General features: G+C 70.6%; 13 protein-coding genes. 5 read left to right on the forward strand and 8 right to left on the reverse strand.

Translation table 11 applies throughout. The annotated features are described in order from the left end of the window. Together IPI43_18055 and IPI43_18060 are read left to right on the forward strand one after the other, a co-directional pair. Window positions 1-810 carry a DUF3025 domain-containing protein gene (locus IPI43_18055; protein ID MBK7776004.1) on the forward strand — a complete coding sequence of 270 codons (810 nt, stop codon included), beginning with the start codon at window positions 1-3 and terminating at the stop codon, window positions 808-810. Between the two features lie 127 nt (window positions 811-937). Further along, window positions 938-1,579, forward strand: coding sequence for a hypothetical protein (locus IPI43_18060; protein MBK7776005.1), 642 nt, complete (start codon window positions 938-940; stop codon window positions 1,577-1,579). Between the two features lie 2 nt (window positions 1,580-1,581). Here the strand turns inward: IPI43_18060 and IPI43_18065 are convergent, their stop codons facing one another. Both IPI43_18065 and IPI43_18070 read right to left on the reverse strand, forming a co-directional pair. Then, window positions 1,582-2,499 (reverse strand): ArsA family ATPase, encoded by a 918-nt coding sequence (locus IPI43_18065; protein MBK7776006.1) that lies wholly within the window; start codon window positions 2,497-2,499, stop codon window positions 1,582-1,584. A gap of 36 nt (window positions 2,500-2,535) precedes the next feature. Continuing rightward, window positions 2,536-3,501: a Rieske 2Fe-2S domain-containing protein gene (locus IPI43_18070; protein MBK7776007.1), complete on the reverse strand. Its 966-nt coding sequence runs from the start codon at window positions 3,499-3,501 to the stop codon at window positions 2,536-2,538. A gap of 182 nt (window positions 3,502-3,683) precedes the next feature. Between IPI43_18070 and IPI43_18075 the strand changes: the two genes are divergently transcribed. Beyond that, a complete protein-coding gene (locus IPI43_18075) occupies window positions 3,684-5,804 on the forward strand; it encodes a glycoside hydrolase family 3 C-terminal domain-containing protein (protein ID MBK7776008.1) in 2,121 nt (706 codons plus the stop codon). 46 nt (window positions 5,805-5,850) lie between these two features. Here IPI43_18075 and IPI43_18080 read toward each other — a convergent pair whose 3' ends face one another. From IPI43_18080 to msrB, 3 genes are all read right to left on the reverse strand, one after another. Further along, window positions 5,851-7,488, reverse strand: a complete 1,638-nt coding sequence (locus IPI43_18080) for an alkaline phosphatase D family protein (GenBank protein ID MBK7776009.1) — start codon at window positions 7,486-7,488, stop codon at window positions 5,851-5,853. Continuing rightward, on the reverse strand, window positions 7,485-9,311 hold the full coding sequence (locus IPI43_18085) for a choice-of-anchor I family protein (GenBank protein MBK7776010.1): 1,827 nt from the start codon (window positions 9,309-9,311) through the stop codon (window positions 7,485-7,487). Before IPI43_18085 ends, IPI43_18080 begins: the two co-directional genes overlap by 4 nt. A 187-nt stretch (window positions 9,312-9,498) precedes the next feature. Next, complete coding sequence (gene msrB, locus IPI43_18090; GenBank protein MBK7776011.1) at window positions 9,499-9,954, reverse strand: peptide-methionine (R)-S-oxide reductase MsrB; 456 nt, start codon at window positions 9,952-9,954, stop codon at window positions 9,499-9,501. Between the two features lie 112 nt (window positions 9,955-10,066). Here msrB and IPI43_18095 point away from each other — a divergent pair, with 112 nt between their 5' ends. Beyond that, window positions 10,067-10,642 (forward strand): Uma2 family endonuclease, encoded by a 576-nt coding sequence (locus IPI43_18095; GenBank protein ID MBK7776012.1) that lies wholly within the window; start codon window positions 10,067-10,069, stop codon window positions 10,640-10,642. Between the two features lie 7 nt (window positions 10,643-10,649). Here the strand turns inward: IPI43_18095 and IPI43_18100 are convergent, their stop codons facing one another. From IPI43_18100 to IPI43_18110, 3 genes are all read right to left on the reverse strand, one after another. Beyond that, window positions 10,650-11,573 carry a hypothetical protein gene (locus IPI43_18100; protein MBK7776013.1) on the reverse strand — a complete coding sequence of 308 codons (924 nt, stop codon included), beginning with the start codon at window positions 11,571-11,573 and terminating at the stop codon, window positions 10,650-10,652. A 245-nt stretch (window positions 11,574-11,818) separates the two neighbouring features. Further along, entirely contained in the window at window positions 11,819-12,604 is a 786-nt protein-coding gene (locus IPI43_18105) for an rRNA methyltransferase (protein ID MBK7776014.1), read from the reverse strand. Window positions 12,605-12,662: 58 nt separating this feature from the next. Continuing rightward, window positions 12,663-13,649: an RluA family pseudouridine synthase gene (locus tag IPI43_18110; GenBank protein ID MBK7776015.1), complete on the reverse strand. Its 987-nt coding sequence runs from the start codon at window positions 13,647-13,649 to the stop codon at window positions 12,663-12,665. A gap of 277 nt (window positions 13,650-13,926) precedes the next feature. On the opposite strand from IPI43_18110, the gene IPI43_18115 reads away from it, so the two are divergent. Beyond that, on the forward strand, window positions 13,927-16,098 hold the full coding sequence (locus IPI43_18115; protein MBK7776016.1) for a hypothetical protein: 2,172 nt from the start codon (window positions 13,927-13,929) through the stop codon (window positions 16,096-16,098). The last annotated feature ends 8 nt before the right edge of the window (window positions 16,099-16,106 follow it).

The raw sequence follows: 16,106 nt of genomic DNA on the forward strand, positions 1-16,106 counted from the left end.
GTGTTGGCTGACGGGCGCTCGCCGCCGTTGCCACCGCCCTCCGTGCCGCACGACGCATCGCCTCAGGCGGTGATGCACGTCGTTCGGCACGCGCCCGTCTTTGCGGCGACGCGGCCGATCATCGAGAGCCTGGTGGTGGACGGGCGCTGGCCCACGCTCGCCGAGCTCGGGCAGGTGGCCGCGCTGCGCTGCGAAGCCGACCAGGGTCCGCGTCGGCGACGGGGGCTGCGCCCGCGCGCGGAGCTCTACGACGCCCAGATCGCCGAGCGTTCTGTGCTCCCCACGCGCCCAGAGAACTGGCACGACCTCTTCAACGTGGTCACCTGGGCGACCTTCCCGCTGGCCAAGCGGGCGTTGCACGCGCGGCAGTTTCGGCGCCTGGCCGAGCGGGTCCCGGAGCACTTCGACAAGCTCCCCGGCGCGCGCAGCGAGGAGCAGAGCGCGCTCACGCAGCTGGACGAAGGCGGCATGGTGATCTCGCTTCCACCGTCACCCGGCGAGTCTGCCGCCGCCCACGCCCAGCGTCTCGAAGCGCTGCTGCTCTCCCTGCAGACGCTCGCCATCGCGCGGGTCCCGCTCGATGCCGCGCACCTCGCCCCCTTCGGCGCGGCTTGCCGTGTCTTCGGCCACGCGCTCCACGAGCACCTGGCCCTCGGCGGGCTCACGCCGCGCGCCACCCTCGTGGTCCTGCCGGTCCCGCCCGAACAGCTGGACGCCGCCCTGGCCGAGCGCCTGGCCGACGAGAGTTGCCCCTTCCGGTGTGCGCCCGCCAGCGCGTGGGTCACCCGAACCTTGGACACTACAGGCTGAACAGCTTCCTGCGGGGGAGGTGTACGTGCCTGTAGCTCGCTGGGCTGCGGTGTAGTACCTTCGGGAAATGCTCACGTGTGCTGGAGGCGCTCCCCAGGCGCCAAGGGTCGATCAGAAAAAGCCGAGCGTGTTCGTGCGTCGCATCGCGTGCCTCTGCACCTTTCTGTTTTCAGCGGTGTTCTTGGCCAGCTGCGCCGAGGAGTCGAACGAGCTCTTCGTCGACATCCGCTGGCAGGTGAAGTGCCCCCAGGGTGCACCCAGCTGCTTCCCCAGCCAGCACCAGCCCCATGACATCTTCACGTTCGTGGGGGGCGCCTCCAACGAGGATCCAGCGTTGCCCGTGGCGCTCTCCTGCCGCATCGAGCCACGCGGTGCAGACAACGTGCTCTGGAACTTCTCCGCCATCACCAACGAGTACCGGCTCACGGTCCGCAACGCCGTCATCCCGCGCACGGGCGGCCCCGTCTCCGGCGACAACTGCGAGGTGGAGTTCGTGGATGCGGTGAACACGTACGTGGGCGCGTGCGGCTCGGCGCCGCTGAGCGACGAACAACCGTGCCGCTTCTCGTCCGTGGGCTTCGCCTACGAGGACCGCGTCATGGGCCTGTTCGGGCCCACACTGAGCACCTCGCTGGCGTGCGAGGGCATCCGCGCGCCCAGCACGGCCATCCTGGTTCGCAACCTCTACGCGCCCAACGTGCGTGGCGAGGTGGTCAACGGCCTGGCGCCCATCCACATCGTGAACTGCGAGGGCATGCCCCTCGATTGAGCTCAGGCGAAGGCGCGCGAGAGCGAGTCCACGTGCGCGCGCGTCCAGTCCGGGGCGAACAAGTGCGGCAGCTCGATGCGCTGCGCCTTGATGGCAGCCTCCAGCTTCGCGAGGCTGTCGCGCTGCACGTGCTCGCGCAGCACGCGCGCCCGGCCGGCGCGGGCCAAGGTGGCGGCCGGACTGTCAGCCCCCAGCTTGGCGGGCAGGTCCATGAGCGCCTGCGCCTCGCTCAACTGGAAGAGGTACGGCAGCTTGCGGTTCACCACCAGCGCGCCGATGCTCATCTGCAGCTCGCTCACCAGCGCGTTGTGCAGCTCGATGGTCTCGTTGGCCGGCATGTCCTCGGGCAGCGTCACCAGCACGGCGCCTGCCTGACGCGGGTCGCGGAACATCTCGAGCGCGCGGTCGGCCTCTTTGCGCAGCAGGCCCGGCGGGGCGACGTCGTGGATGACGCGTGGCACGCGCAGCATCTCGAGCCCGTGGCCCGTGGCCGGTGCGTCCAGCACCACCAGGTCGTAGTCGGGCGCCCCGCTGGGCGGCGACACGTGGAAGAACGCCTTGCCCAGCATGCTCCAGGCCTCGATGCCGGGTGTGCCACGCAGGAAGTTACGCACCACGCGGTTCTCGAAGACCGCCTTGTAGAGCGCGCGCACCTTCAGGATCATGAGACCGTACTCTTCGAGTGCGACCTTCGGGTCCATGTTCACCACGTCCAGGTTCGGCGCGACGTTCACGATCTCGCTGCCGATGGGCGGCACGTCCAGCATGTGGCTGAGCCGCTCCTTGACGTTGGTCATGCAGATCAACGTGCGCTTGCCACGCCGTGCGCCCGCCAGACCGAGCGCCGCGCTGACGGTGGTCTTGCCCACGCCGCCCTTGCCGACGACGATCAGAAACTTGCGGTCCAGCAGGTGCGCCATTTGCCGGTGGTAGCAGAGTGAGCGCCGCTTGGCACCCTACTCGGCGGCCTGGGTGCCCTTGCTCTCGTAGAACTGCTGGTACCAGTGGCGCAGCGGCCCCAGCTTGCCATCGCCATCACACAGGATGGGCTTCTCGACGTAGACCTTGTGCTCCCAGACCGCGATGTCTTCCTTGAAGCCCACCAGCAGGTTGTTGGCGTACTGCTCCTGGAACTGCTCGGTCTGCTTCTTGTCGCCACCCGGCTTCACCTGCAGCATGACGCCGAACCACAGGTGCAGGCTGTTGGGCCCAATGGGTGTGTGGCAGTTCACGATCTTGTTCTGCAGGTACCCGTCCATCGCCGAGATCTGGAAGCTGGGGCCGTAGTACGTGGTGCGCGACTTGAAGTAGTCCTTCCCGCCGCCGCGCGGGTAGGCCACGCCCTCGATGACCTGCACGGCCTCGTAGCCGTTGTACTCGTTGGCGAACACGTCGATGTGCGTGCCGTGGATGGGCGCAAAGTGCGCCTTGTCGGCCACGTTCTCCACGATCTCGCGCGGGTGCGTCTTGATCTCGAGGCGCTGTGGGCTCCAGCGGTTCCAGGTAGGGTCTTCCCACTCTGGCAGGCGTGGGATCTGGTAGTCCGGCGCGCCGCCGTCCGGGTCGTTCCACACGAAGATGAAGCCGTTGGCCTCGTCGGTGGGGTGCGCGCCGATGCGCGCGCGCGGCGGGATGCGCTTGGCATAGGGCACCTCCACGCAAGCGCCGTCGGGGCCGAACTTCCACGCATGGAACGGGCAGCGCACGCAGTCGCCCTCCACCTTGCCGCCCACGCCGAGGTCCGCGCCGAGGTGCGGGCAGTACGCGTCCGAGATGTGCGCCACGCCGTCTTCGCCGCGGTACACGATCATCTGCCGCCCCAAGTAGTGCACCGACTTGATCTCGCCGGCGGGGATCTCGGTGGACAACCCAACAGGGAACCAGCCTCGGGGATAGCGATGGGGGGCAGTGCTCTCGGTCATCACGCGTTCCTTTCCAGGAGGGGCTCGCTCTGCATAGCGCATCACGGGGCGCCGGTCACGCTTCGCGAGCGCGCGGCTCGCCACGAATAGCGCAGCAGTTCCGAATGGGTACACGCCACGAACGATACGGATATGGGCTGTAATTCCGAGACGCCTCGGGGGGCATCTGGCATCCTGCCCGCATGCGAATTCGCCGCGCCACGCCCCTCTTCCTCCTGCTCTCGCTCAGCGTGCTTCCGCTCTGGGGGTGTTCCAGTGACAGCAGCAGCATCACGCCGGCCGTCACCGCCTACTGCCGTGACCACGACGCCCGCGAAGTGGAAGCCCGCATCACCGAGGTACTGGCCGGTCTCACGCTGGAAGAGAAAGCCAACCTGATGCGCGGCTCGTTTCCGCTGCCGCGTCAGGGCACGTGGCAGGCGGCCATGCTGCCGGCCAAGGGCTTCCCCGGCTTCCGCATGCTGGACGGTCCGCGCGGGGTGAGCCGGCTCGGTGGCGCGACGGGCACGGCGTTCCCCGTGGGGATGGCTCGTGGCGCCACGTGGGACCCCGCGCTCGAGGCCGAGGTGGGCGAGGCCATCGCCCTCGAGCTGCGCGCGCGCGGCGCGGACACGCTGCTGGCCCCCACGGTGAACCTGCTGCAGCACCCGCTCTGGGGACGCGCGCAGGAGACCTACGGCGAAGACTCGTTCCACGTGGGCGCCATGGGCACCGCGTTCGTGCAGGGCGCGCAGGAGCACGCGCTCTGCGTGGTGAAGCACTTCGCGGTGAACAACATCGAGAACACGCGCCTGACGGTGAACGTCACCGTGGACGAGCGCGCCCTGCGCGAGGTGTTCCTGCCGCACTTCGAGCGCATCGTGACCGAGGCCAACGTCGCCGGCGTCATGACCTCGTACAACCGCGTGAACGGGCAGTACTGCAGCCAGAACGCCCATCTGCTGCGGGACATCCTGCGCGGCGAGTGGAACTACGCCGGGCTCGTGATGAGCGACTGGGTGTGGGGCACGCACGAGACCGTGCCCGCCATCGAGGCGGGGCTCGACCTCGAGATGCCCGCCGAGATCATCTACGGCGAGCCGCTCGCGGATGCCGTAGATGACGGCGACGTGCGCGAGGCGCAGCTGGACACGGCGCTGCGCCGGATGTTGCGCGCGCAGTACTGCTACAGCCTGGACTCGAACCCGGCCACGCCCGACGACGCCGCGGTCGGGACCCCCGCCACCCTGGCCCTCGCCCAGCGCGTGGCCGAGCAGAGCATCGTCCTGCTGAAGAACGATGGCGCGCTGCCCATCGAGCGCGCGGCGGGGCTCGACATCGTGGTGGTGGGCCAGCTGGCCGACGTGGCCAACATCGGCGACCAGGGCAGCAGCGCGGTCACGCCCGTGGCCGAGGTGGTCACCGCGGTGGACGGACTCGCCGCAGCGGCGGGGAGCGCCACCGTCACGCACGTGGCTGGCGACCTGAGCATGATGGCGGACCGCGACCTCGTGGCGGGCGCCGACGTGGTCATCGTGGTCGTGGGCCTCGACACCCTCAGTGAGGGCGAGGGCAACATCGCCGCAGGCGACCGCTCGTCGCTGGCGTTGCCAGCCGCACACCTGGCGCTGCTCACCGAAGCCGCGGGCTTGAGCGACAACGTGGTGGTGGTGCTGGAGGGGGGCTCGGTGCTCGACGTAGGCCCCTTCGTGGACTCGGTGCAGGCCATCGTCATGGCCTGGTACCCCGGCATGCAGGGCGGCCACGCCATCGCGCGCGTACTCTTCGGCGAGCACGTCCCCAGCGGGCGCCTGCCCATGGCCTGGCCCATGGACGAGGCGGACCTGCCGCCCTTCGACTCGGTCAGCAACGAGGTCACGCAGGGCCTGTTCCACGGCCAGCGGCACCTCGATCGCGAGGGCGTGGCGGCGCGCTACGCTCTCGGCTACGGCCTCTCCTACACCACGTTCGTGTACGACTCCGTCATGCTGGACACCGTGGCGCCCGCCGCCGACGGAACGGTCACGGCTACGGTGCGCGTGCGCAACACGGGCGACTACGAGGCCATCGAGACGGTGCAGCTCTACGTGCGCTCGCCCGGCACCGAGGTGGAGCGCGCCGTGCGAGACCTGCGTGCCTTCGCGCGGGTGGAGATCCCTGCAGGTGGCACCCGCGACGTGGAGCTCCAGTTCTCGGTGGCGAGCCTGGCCTACTACGACGAGGCCGCTGCCGGCTGGGCGCTCGAGCCCGGCAGCTACAGCGTGGACGTGGGGCGAAACGGAAGCGACCTGACGCTGAGCGCCACGTTCACGCTCGTCGAGTGAGCGCCGGCGGCGGCGCACCCCCCGCGCCGCCGCCGCCACTCGACGCTCAGACCGCGGGGCTCGGCGCCAAGGCCGGGCCGGTGCGGTCCGCTCTCGGCTCCTCACGGCGCACCAAGTTGGACTTGCCGCGCTGCGTGTCGAAGCCCACGGCGAATTCCTCGGCGTCTTCCCCCGGCAGGATGCCCGCGACGAAGAAGTAGTCCGCGTACACCTTGCCCGACGTCACCTCCAGCACGAGGTAGCCCTTGCGCGACAGCTGCACGTACTCGAGGTGCGGGCTCTGCTCGACGATGCCGGCGGCGATGCGCTCCGCCAGGTTGCCCGCGGCGATGCCCGGCGACGTCACCGAGGTGGTCACGAACTCCACCGCGGCGGCGTCCTGCGTGGGGTCCACGCCTTCGGCATACGGGTCGTCCACCAGGTGCCCCACCCAGCTGGTGTGGATGTCGCCTGTCAGCACCACCGTGCGCCCGGCCGCGTGCGTGCGGATGCTCGAGAGCAAGCGCGAGCGAGCGCCCGGGTAGCCATCCCACTGGTCCAGGTTGAACGGGCTTCCACCCGAGAGGCTGAGCTGCGCCACCATCACCTGCTGCGCCAGGATCACCCAGCGCGCCTCGCTCTGCTCGAGCTCCGCGTCGAGCCAGGCCTCTTGCTCGGCGCCCAGCAGGCTGCGTGAGGCGGCCTCGCCCGGCAGCTCCGACGTGCTCCCAAACTGCAGGTCACGCCCCTCGAGGCGCGTGTCCAGCAGCACGATGTCCGCCAGGTTCCCGTAGCGCAGCGTGCGGTAGATGCGCTGCATGCCCGGGTCACGGATGGGCATCCACTCGAAGTACGCCTGCCTCGCAGCCTGCTTGCGCGCGGTCCAGGTGCCCTCGGTGTCCAGCTGGTGGTTCTCGGCGCCGTCTTCGTAGCTGTCGTTGGCGCTCTCGTGGTCGTCCCAGATGGGGATGACCGGGTGCTGCTGGTGCAGCGCCTGCAGGTCCGGGTCGCGGCGATACTGCGCGAAGCGCATGCGGTAGTCGGCCAGCGTCACGATCTCGTGGGCGGGCTCGTACTCGCGCACGCTCCCGTATTCGCCGGTGGCGTACTCGTAGATGTAGTCGCCCAGGTGCAGCACTGCGTCCAGGTCCTCGCGCTCTGCGATGCGTCGGTAGGCGTGGAAGTAGCCGTGCCCGTAGCTGGCGCACGACGTGACCGCGAAGCGCAGGGCCTTGGCCTCACCGCCCTTCGGCGCGCAGCGGGCGCGGCCCACCATGGACGTCCGGCCCTGCGCGGAGAAGCGGTAGTAGTAGTCGCGACCCCAGACCAGGCCGCGCACGTCTAGCTTGGCGGTGAAGTCCACCGCGGCGCCGGTCATGGTGGTGCCCGCCTCCACGCGGTCCACGAAGTCGGGGTCGAGGGCCACCTCGTAGAAGACCTCGACCGTGCTGCCGAGATCGGCAGGCGTCACGCGCGTCCAGATGACGAAGCCATCTTCGAGCGGGTCACCGCTGGCCACGCCGTGCGTGAACAGCGATGCCGGGCCCGGGGCGCCCGTGTATGGATCCGTGGGCAGGTCGGTGGGCAGCGGTGGGAGCGAGTCGTCGCAGCCCAACAAGTTGCTGCTGGCCGCCACCACGCCGAGCGCGCTGGTCGACTTGAGCCACTCGCGCCGCGAGAGCCTGCTGGGCTTGCGGTCGGTCATTCCACGATCTCGATGCTGAAGAAGCTGGTGGTGCCGCTGACTTCGTTGGCCACGACGAGCATGTCCATGCCCGTGGGGCTCTCAGCCGCGGGGATGAAGACCATGCCCTCGGGGCCGAGGTCACCCGCTGCGCTGAGCTCCGCTTCCACGTCGCCATCGAAGTCGAGGGCCAGGTCGCGCGGCGAGATGTACTGCACGAAGCGCGGGCTCTCGGGGTGGGTGATGTCGTAGACCATGATGCCGCTCATGCGCTCGAGGCCGATGAAGGCGAACGTGGCGCCGCGGATGACGCCCAACGTGAGCGCCTCGGGCTCCGGGCCCTTGTCGTCCGAGCGGGTGTCGCCGCCGAAGCCCTCGTGGTTGGAGTTGAAGAGCGCGCCGAAGCGGTTGGCGGTGATGCGCTCGAAGTCGTTGCCGCTGTCGTACACCAGGTCGCCGGTGAGGCCGTCCCGGATCGAGAAGGAGCGCGCGCCGAAGGCGTGGATCACGTCGATGTCGCCGTCACCATCGGTGTCGCCGCTGGCGGTGGTGGTGCGCAGGCGGGACAGCGCAGCGTTGGTCTGGAGCACGGCGGCGTTCGGGAAGACCGCGGGGTCGAGCGTCTCGCTGCCCACGCGGGTCTCCTCGTCGAAGCCGTCGTAGGCGCGCGCGTCACCCTCGTTGGCCGTCACCACGTAGGTTTGTCCGGCCACGTCGTACGCGGCGATGGTGTCCGGCATGTACATGCCGAAGACGGGCCAGTTGGCGAGACGCACGCCGCCGTCGCGATCGCCCGGGTCCAGCTCGTTGCCCGGCAGCGAGTGGTCCTTGAGGCCCAGCGGCAGGATGTCCACCACGCTCAGGCTGGTGAGGTCGATCAGCGCCAGCGCGTTCGCCTCTTGCAGTGACGCCCAGGCGAAGCTGTCGTCGCCCGACACCGTGATGTACTCGGGCTCGAGGTCCTGCGACACCGAGGCGCCGGGTCCGAAGATACGCACGCCGCTGGCGCGCAGCGAGTTGATGTCGCCGTCGAACGCGTTGAAGTCGAGCGTGGTGACCGTGGGGGGCGTCACGAAGCCGCTGCCGATCTCGATGACTGAGATGGTGCCCTCGGGGTCCACGTCGTAGGCGTCGTTGGGCTCGCCCTCGTTGGCCACCAGCACGCGTGCGCCGTCGTGTGTGAACGTCAGCATGTCCGGGAGCGCGCCCACTTCCACGGCGGCCAGCAACTCGAGCGTGGCCGCGCGGTAGAACGCCACGATGCCGGGGTCGGTCTTCGGGTCGGCTTCGATGGCGACCGCCAGCACACCGTCGTAGACGGCCACGCTGTTGGCGGCGCCCAGCGCGCGCGTGTCGGCGGCGGTCACGTCGATGGTGCTGATCAGCGTGGGGGCGGTCGGGTCTGCGGGGTTCAGCACGTCCACCGTGGCGGCCTGCGCGTTCACCACGAAGACGCGCTCCGACAGCGCGTCGAAGGCCACGATCTCGGCGGCGCCCTCGGCGAAGGCCCCGGTCTCGAAGCGCCCCTCGTGACGCAGCAGGATGCCGCGGATGGGGGACACCGCGTCGTCACCGTCGGTGCCCGGCGTACCGGGAGTGCCGGGGGTTCCCGGAGTGCCGGGGGTTCCCGGAGTGCCGGGGGTGCCCGGAGTGCCAGGCGCGCCATCCGTGCCCGGCGTGCCCATCGGACCGGTCGGTCCCGTGGGACCCGTCGCCCCGTTGGCGCCGTCTTCGCCACAGCCCAGGAGCAAGAGCCCCGTGAGCAGGCAGAGCAGCACGGAGCGGGCGCTGCGGGTGGGAATGCGTCGGGGGGTGCGCTGCGTTGGCGTCGGGCGGTTCGTCATCTCGGACCTCGTCATGTGAGTTCCGCGAGGTGTACTTCCGAGCCTTGGTGGCAGCCTGCGACGACTCCGCGTGGCGCGTGTCATGTTGCCATGAGGCGTGGCGGTGGGTGACGCGCGTGACGAGTGGGTGGCGTTGGTGGCTGCCGCGCGCCCGCGTTGCGCGGGCGCTACACGCGCGTGCCGCGAGCTACTTCTTGGCCTCGAAGTCGAGCGACGCCGAGTTGATGCAGTAGCGCTGACGCGTTGGAGCGGGGCCATCCGGGAACAGGTGCCCCAGGTGCCCGTCACAGTGGGCGCACACCACCTCCACGCGGGTCATGCCGTGGCTCGTGTCACGGCGCTCGGTCACGCGTCCTTCTTCGATGGCCCGCGAGTAGCTGGGCCAGCCGGTGCCCGAGTCGAACTTGTCCGCCGAGCTGAAGAGCGGCGCACCGCAGCCCGCGCAGCGGTAGGTACCATCGGCGTGGTGGTCGTAGTAGTGCCCCGTGAACGCGCGCTCCGTGCCGCACTGGCGCAAGACGGCGAACTCCGTGGGCGTCAGGCGCGCGCGCCACTCCGCGTCGGTCAGCGTCAGCTTCTCACCAGCGTCGGGCTGGCTGAAGCGCTCGGGGCGGTCGGGCTCTTTGGTGTCGTGACGGGACATGCGGGGCTCTCCACGGGAGGGGGTGTCGGGAGGGTAGCAACGGAACCGCTCGGGAGCGACGCAACCGGCGACGCGAGCCACCGAGAACAGGAAGATGGTACCTTCCTCGTCGATGAGCACCGCCCTCCGCCGAGCGACGTATGCCGACATCGAAGCGCTCCCAGAGCACGTCACCGGCGAGCTGATCGATGGCGTGCTCTACACGCAGGCACGGCCGGCGGGGCCTCACCTCATCGTCGCCTCCGGCCTCGCCACCGCCCTCGACGGGCCCTTCGGCCTGGGTGTGAACGGGCCCGGAGGATGGATCTTCATCTACGAGCCCGAGCTCCACTTCGGCGGCGACGTGCTCGTCCCCGACCTTGCGGCCTGGCGCATCGAGCGCCTTCCTCTCGCATCGCGTCGCGAGAAATTCTTCACGATTGTCCCCGACTGGGTCTGCGAGGTCGCGTCGCCCTCCACGTCCATGCGAGATCGTCGAGTCAAAGCGCCCCTCTACGCGCGGGCGGGCGTCACGCATCTCTGGCTGGTCGAGCCCGTGGAGGGGCGCATCGAGGCCTACGAGCGACGCGATGAACGTTGGCTGGTGGCGGGCACGTGGGGCGACGATACCGATGCGCGCATTCCGCCGTTCGACTCGGCCCAGCTCGACCTCGCGCGCCTCTGGACGCGCGCCGGTCGCGAGCCGTAGCGTCACGTCAGAGCTTCACCCACGTCAGCTCGTGGCGGTTGTGCGCCAGGTGCATGAGGCGCGAGCCCGGGATGGCCGCGAAGGCCGCGACGGTGGCATGGTCGGTCTCGCCCTGGAACTTCAGCGTGCACACGAACCGCTTGGCCGCCCCTGCCGCTAGCCACGCCTGCACCATGGTCAGCAGCCGCGCCGGGTAGCAGATGACGTCCGAGAAGAACCAGTCGAACGGCGTGCGCACGTAGTCCTCGGGGCGCTGCGCGAAGGCGCTCCCCACGAGGCTCTGCACGTTGGGCAGCGCGGCGATCTCCGGCGCCAGAGGCGCCTTGTCCACGCTGGTGACCTGCGCGCCGAGCTTGGCCAGCACCCACGTCCAGCCCCCGGGAGAAGCGCCCATGTCGAGGCAGCGCTCGCCGGGCTGGGGCTGCTGCTGGAGCAGCGTGAACACTTCCCACAGCTTGCGGTACGCGCGGCTGGGCGGGCCCTCGCGGTCCTCGGCGAACTCGATCTCCCCGTGCGGGAACGGGCTCTGGCGCGTGGCCGAGAACAGCAGGCGGTCACGCGAGAGCAGCGTGTAGGCCCCCATCGGCGCGCTGGGCAGCGGCGACGGGAACGTCCACGCGCGCGTCTTGATGGGCGGCAGGGCCTCGCCGATCAGCGCGAGGCGCCGATGCTGCACGTCGCCATACGGCACCCAGTTGCGCTGCACCGCGCGCAGGGCGTTGGCGGCTTCGTTGATGGAGGCCACCACCAAGTGCTGCGGCGCGAGCCACACGTCTTGCGCCCACACCGAACGGCGCGGCGCGCCAGCGCATAGGACCAGCCGGCCGTGCTGGTGCCACGCAGGCCCCACCTCGCGCAGTACTTCGGCTTCGAGGCCGGGCGGGGCCAGGTAACCGGTGAGCTGCGCGGGGACCTCGACCGGGGCCTCCACGAAGGGCGCCTCCACCGGCTTCGTCGCTGTGGGGCGCGACTTGCTCTCTGGACGGCTGGGCTTGCGCGACCCGCCTGCGGGCGGCTCGTTGCGCGGTGCACCGGTGGGCGTGGCCTTTCGCGGGGCGCTTCCCGTCGGGCCCTTGCGACCCACATCGTCGGCCGGCGCCTTGCGCCCCTGCTCTCGGCGGCCGCGCAGGGGTTTCGGCTCGCTCTTCGCGGGGCGGGGAGAGCGCGGCGCCGCGCTCACGGACGGGCAGCCTTCACGGCCTTCACCACGCCATGACGCCGCACGTGCTCGGCCAGCAGCACGCCGGCCGCGGTGGCCACGTTCAGGCTCTCCACGCTGCCCGTGCCGGGGATGAACACGGCGCGCCGCGCCAACTTGCGGAGCGCGTCCGAGATGCCCTCGCGCTCGGCGCCGAGCGCCAGCACACAGCGCGGCGGCAGCTCCACGGTGAACACGCTCTCGCCCTCGTGCGCGTCGGCCACGAACAGCGGCAGCCCGCGCTCTTTGAGGGCCACCAGCGCGTCCGCGGGGCGGTTCAGGCGGATGATGTCCACCGCCTCGGCGCCGCCCTCGGCCACGCGCGTTCCGGCAGGGCCCAGGCCCGCCGCGTCGGCCGCTGGCACCAAGATGGCGCGCACGCCGAAGTGCGCCGCCGTGCGCACGATGGCGCCCAGGTTGTGGGGGTTCTTCACGCCGTCCAGGTAGAGCACGCGCACGGCGTCCGGGGCGCTCTTGCGCTGCATCGCAGCCACTTCGTTCAAGAGGTCGTCGAAGCTCGGCGGCGGAGCCGGGTCCACGTAGAAGCACACGCCCTCGTGGTGCACGCCGCCCGTGATGGTCGCGAGGTCCTCCGCGCTGACGATGTTGTACCCCAGGCGACGCCGGGCCATGTCCTCCACGAACCAGCCGAAGTCGCGCAGGCGCTCCTGCACGAGGAAGGCCTTGCGCACCGCGAGGGGACGGGCGTGGGCAATCGCCCGACAGGCGGCGACGCCATGGATTCGCTGGGAAGGGTCGACCACGGCCCGATGGTAGCAGCGCGCGCCCGTTGCGCTTGCCGAGCGCGTTCCCGTGCTTGTTTCAGGTGGCGGGCAGCAAGCCAGCCAGCGCCGCCACGAACGACGGCGGCGGCTCCGCCACGTACGACAGCGCCTCGCCCGTGATGGGGTGCGTGAAGGCCAGCGTCTCGGCGTGCAGCATCAGGCGCGGGCACGGGATGGGCGTGTCTCCCCGCTCGCGCAGGTCGCGGATGTAGACCGCCTCGCCCACCACCGGGTGGCCGGCCTCGGACAAGTGGATGCGGATCTGGTGCGTGCGGCCCGTCTCGAGGCGCAGGCGAATGCGCGTCATCATCCCGTGGCGCCCGCGCAGCGGCTCGGCGCTGATGATGTGCGTCACGGCGTGCTGGCGATACGTGCCCTTGGTCTCCTCGTGGGCGCTGCCGCGGATGCCGTCACCGCGGTCGCGCACCAACTCGCTCTCGATGCGCTGCGGGCTGATGATGCCCTGCACGATGGCCACGTACTCGCGCTGCGCCTGGTGCCGCTTGAAGATGTCGTGCAGCCCGCGCTCGCTGGCCTTGGTGCGCGCGAAGCACAGCACCCCGGAGGTCTCCTTATCGAGCCGATGCACCACGAAGAGCGACGCCTGCTGGCCGGCCTTGCGGCGCGCCGCGCTCGGCTTCGCCACCGTCTGGCGCAGGGCGTCCAGCACCGTGGGCTCTTCGGTCGGCGCGTGCGAGCTCTTGTTGTGTGGCGACGTTGCGAGGTGCGGTGGCTTGTGCACGACGATCAGGTGTGGGTCCTGGTGCAGCACGCGCAGCTCCGCGTACTCGTGGCGCCGCACGCGCGGTGCCGACTCCCGCACCTCGATGGCCTCGCCGCCCTGCATGCGCACCGCGGGGTCGAGGGCGCGCTCGCCATCCACGAACACCTTCCCGCTGGTGCACAGCGCGCGCACGTTGTTCCACGAGCGCTCGGGCGCGAAGCGACGCAGCGCGGCCGCGAGCGTCTCGCCGGTGGTGGCGTTGTGCGCGGGGGACGCGGGCTGGTCACGGAGGTCACTCATGCGGAGCTTCGTAGCAGCCGCGGGGCGCCCCGCACGCGGAGGGCCCGCGGGGCGGCGGCAGCCTGATGATTCTCCACATCTTGCTAGGGGGCCCAATTCGCCTTGCAGCAAGGTTCTATGGGCACCCCCGGCTGGTCTGCTGCCCACCGCTTCAGCGGTGGGTGCCCATCGCACCCTGCAGCAAGGCAGGTCGGCCACCTGGTGGGATGGTTGAATCCTCAGGCTGCAGCGGAGGGCGCCCCACACGTGCGCGGAGCGCGTCTGCTAGGCTTCCGGGGTGTCGCCAACCGTCCATGTCCAGAGCCTCGCACGTGCGCTGACGCTGACGGGGCTCGCGCTCCTGTTCCTGCTCGCGGGCTGTGGGGGAGAAGCGCCCGCTGCGGATCTCGGTGTGGTGGACGAGGGCCCCGTGGATCTCGGTCCCGACGCGGGAGACAGCGGCGTGGACGCGAACGGCCCCCGCCTCGATGCGCCAGACCTCCTGCGCCTGCCCTACGTGGACGCAGGCGCGGGCAGCGTGACCGCCACGCTCGAGCTGACCAACAGCGGCAGCGTGTCCCTCACGCTAGGATTCGAGTGGATGGGCGACGCGCTGCTCAGCGTCGACGGTACCCCGCCAGGCACGCTCGCGGCCGGCGACACCGCGAGCGTGACCGTGCGCTTTGCGGGCACGGCGGCGCAGCACGTGGCCCTCGGCACGCTGAGCGTTACGTCCGAGGCGGGCACCCACAGCGTCCAGGTGGTGGCCGTGGCGGGCGCGGCCGGGCTGCCCGCCGCCACGTGGGAGGCCGTGCTGGCTGCGGGGGGTGCGCCCTGCGGCATGGGCACCACGGTGGCCCTGCCCACCGCGCCGTTCCCGGACGCGAGCGGGGTGTGGACCGACGCGAGTGTGCGCATCTTCGTGCCCGCGGGCTATCGCCAGCACGCCGACCACGACATGCTGCTGCACTTCCACGGGCACAACGGCACGCTGGCGGGGACCCTCGCCGGACACCGCTACGAGCAGCACGTCTGTGCGAGTGGCGCGAACGCGCTCTTGGTGGTCCCGCAAGGGCCCGTGAACGCGGCCAGCAGCAACTTCGGCAAGCTCATGACGCCGGCCGGCACGCGCGCGCTCTTGGAGCAAGTGCTGGTGCTGCTCTACCGCGACGACGTCGTGAACGTCCCCGTGCGTGGCGAGCTGACGCTCACGGCGCACTCGGGCGGCTATCACGCGGTGGCCCTCAACGCGAACGACAGCAGCCTGCGCGTCACGCAGGTGCACCTCTACGACGCGCTCTACGGCGACCTCGCCGCTTTCGCCACCTACGCGGGCAGCGGCGCGTTCTTCCGCAGCAACTACACCACCTCGGGCGGTACGCTGCCCGAGAACCAAGGCCTGGCGGTCACCCTCGCGGAAGACTACCCCGGCGTCTCGCTGAGCGAAGACGCCACGTTGCCTGCGCTGCGCGACACACAGAGCGTCATCGACTTCACGCCCTCCTCGCACAACGGCGCCACCCGCTACCGCAACGCCTATGGCGACCGCGTACGCTTCGGCAGCCGGCGCGGCGTGGCGGGCGGGCGCATCGAGCTGCGCAGCGCCACCGTCACTGCGGGCGTGGCGACGCTCACCTTCTTGGCCCCGCGCGACGAGCAGCGCACCGGCTTCGTGGTGGAGGCCTCCGAGGCAGGCGGCCCGTTCGTCAGCGTGGCCGAGGCCTCGACCAGCGCCCGCGAGGTCACCTTCGCCGTCAGCGGCAGCGCGTCGCGCGCCGTTCGGGTCCGCTCCCGCATGGCGAGCGCCAGTGCCCCCAGTGAGGCGAGCGACACCTACGCCCTCACGCCCGGCGCAGACATCCTGGTGGTGGACGGCTTCGAGCGCGTGCTGGGCGGCTCCTTCGGTGGGCGCTCGCACGCCTTCGCCGCGCGTGTCGGCCAGCTGCTGGGCGCCAACACCATCTCGCAGCGCGCCCTCACCGAAGACGGCTTCTCGCTCGCGGGCTATCGCGCCGTGGTCTGGCTGGCCGGCGACCAGTCGCTCGAGGACGCCGTGCTCGGGGCTGACGCCCGCGCCTTGCTCAGCGCCTACGTGGGCAGCGGAGGCGCCCTGTTGGTCAGCGGCAGCGAGGTGGCCTTCGCGCTGAGCGGCAACGCCTTCTTGGCGGAGCTCGGCGCCACCTACGTGGGCGATGACGCGGGCTCGCTCACAGTGAGCGCCGAGGCCGCGCTGGGGGTCCCGCTGGTGAACGCTCCGTTCGGCGGGCCTGCTGCGGCCTACGAGGAAGACTTCCCCGACGTGCTCGGCACGGCGCCTGGAGCGAGCGTACTGTTGCGCTACGGCACCGCCACAGTGGCCGCGGTGGGCATCCCGGGCAGCGCCGCGCTGGTGGGCTTCCCCCTAGAAGTGGTGGAGTCCGACGCGCAGCTCAGCACTCTGCTGGGAGCGCTGGTGGCCTTCGTGGACTGATGCGCACC

The organism is Sandaracinaceae bacterium (genome assembly GCA_016706685.1).
Classification (GTDB): domain Bacteria; phylum Myxococcota_A; class Polyangia; order Polyangiales; family Houyiibacteriaceae; genus JADJJE01.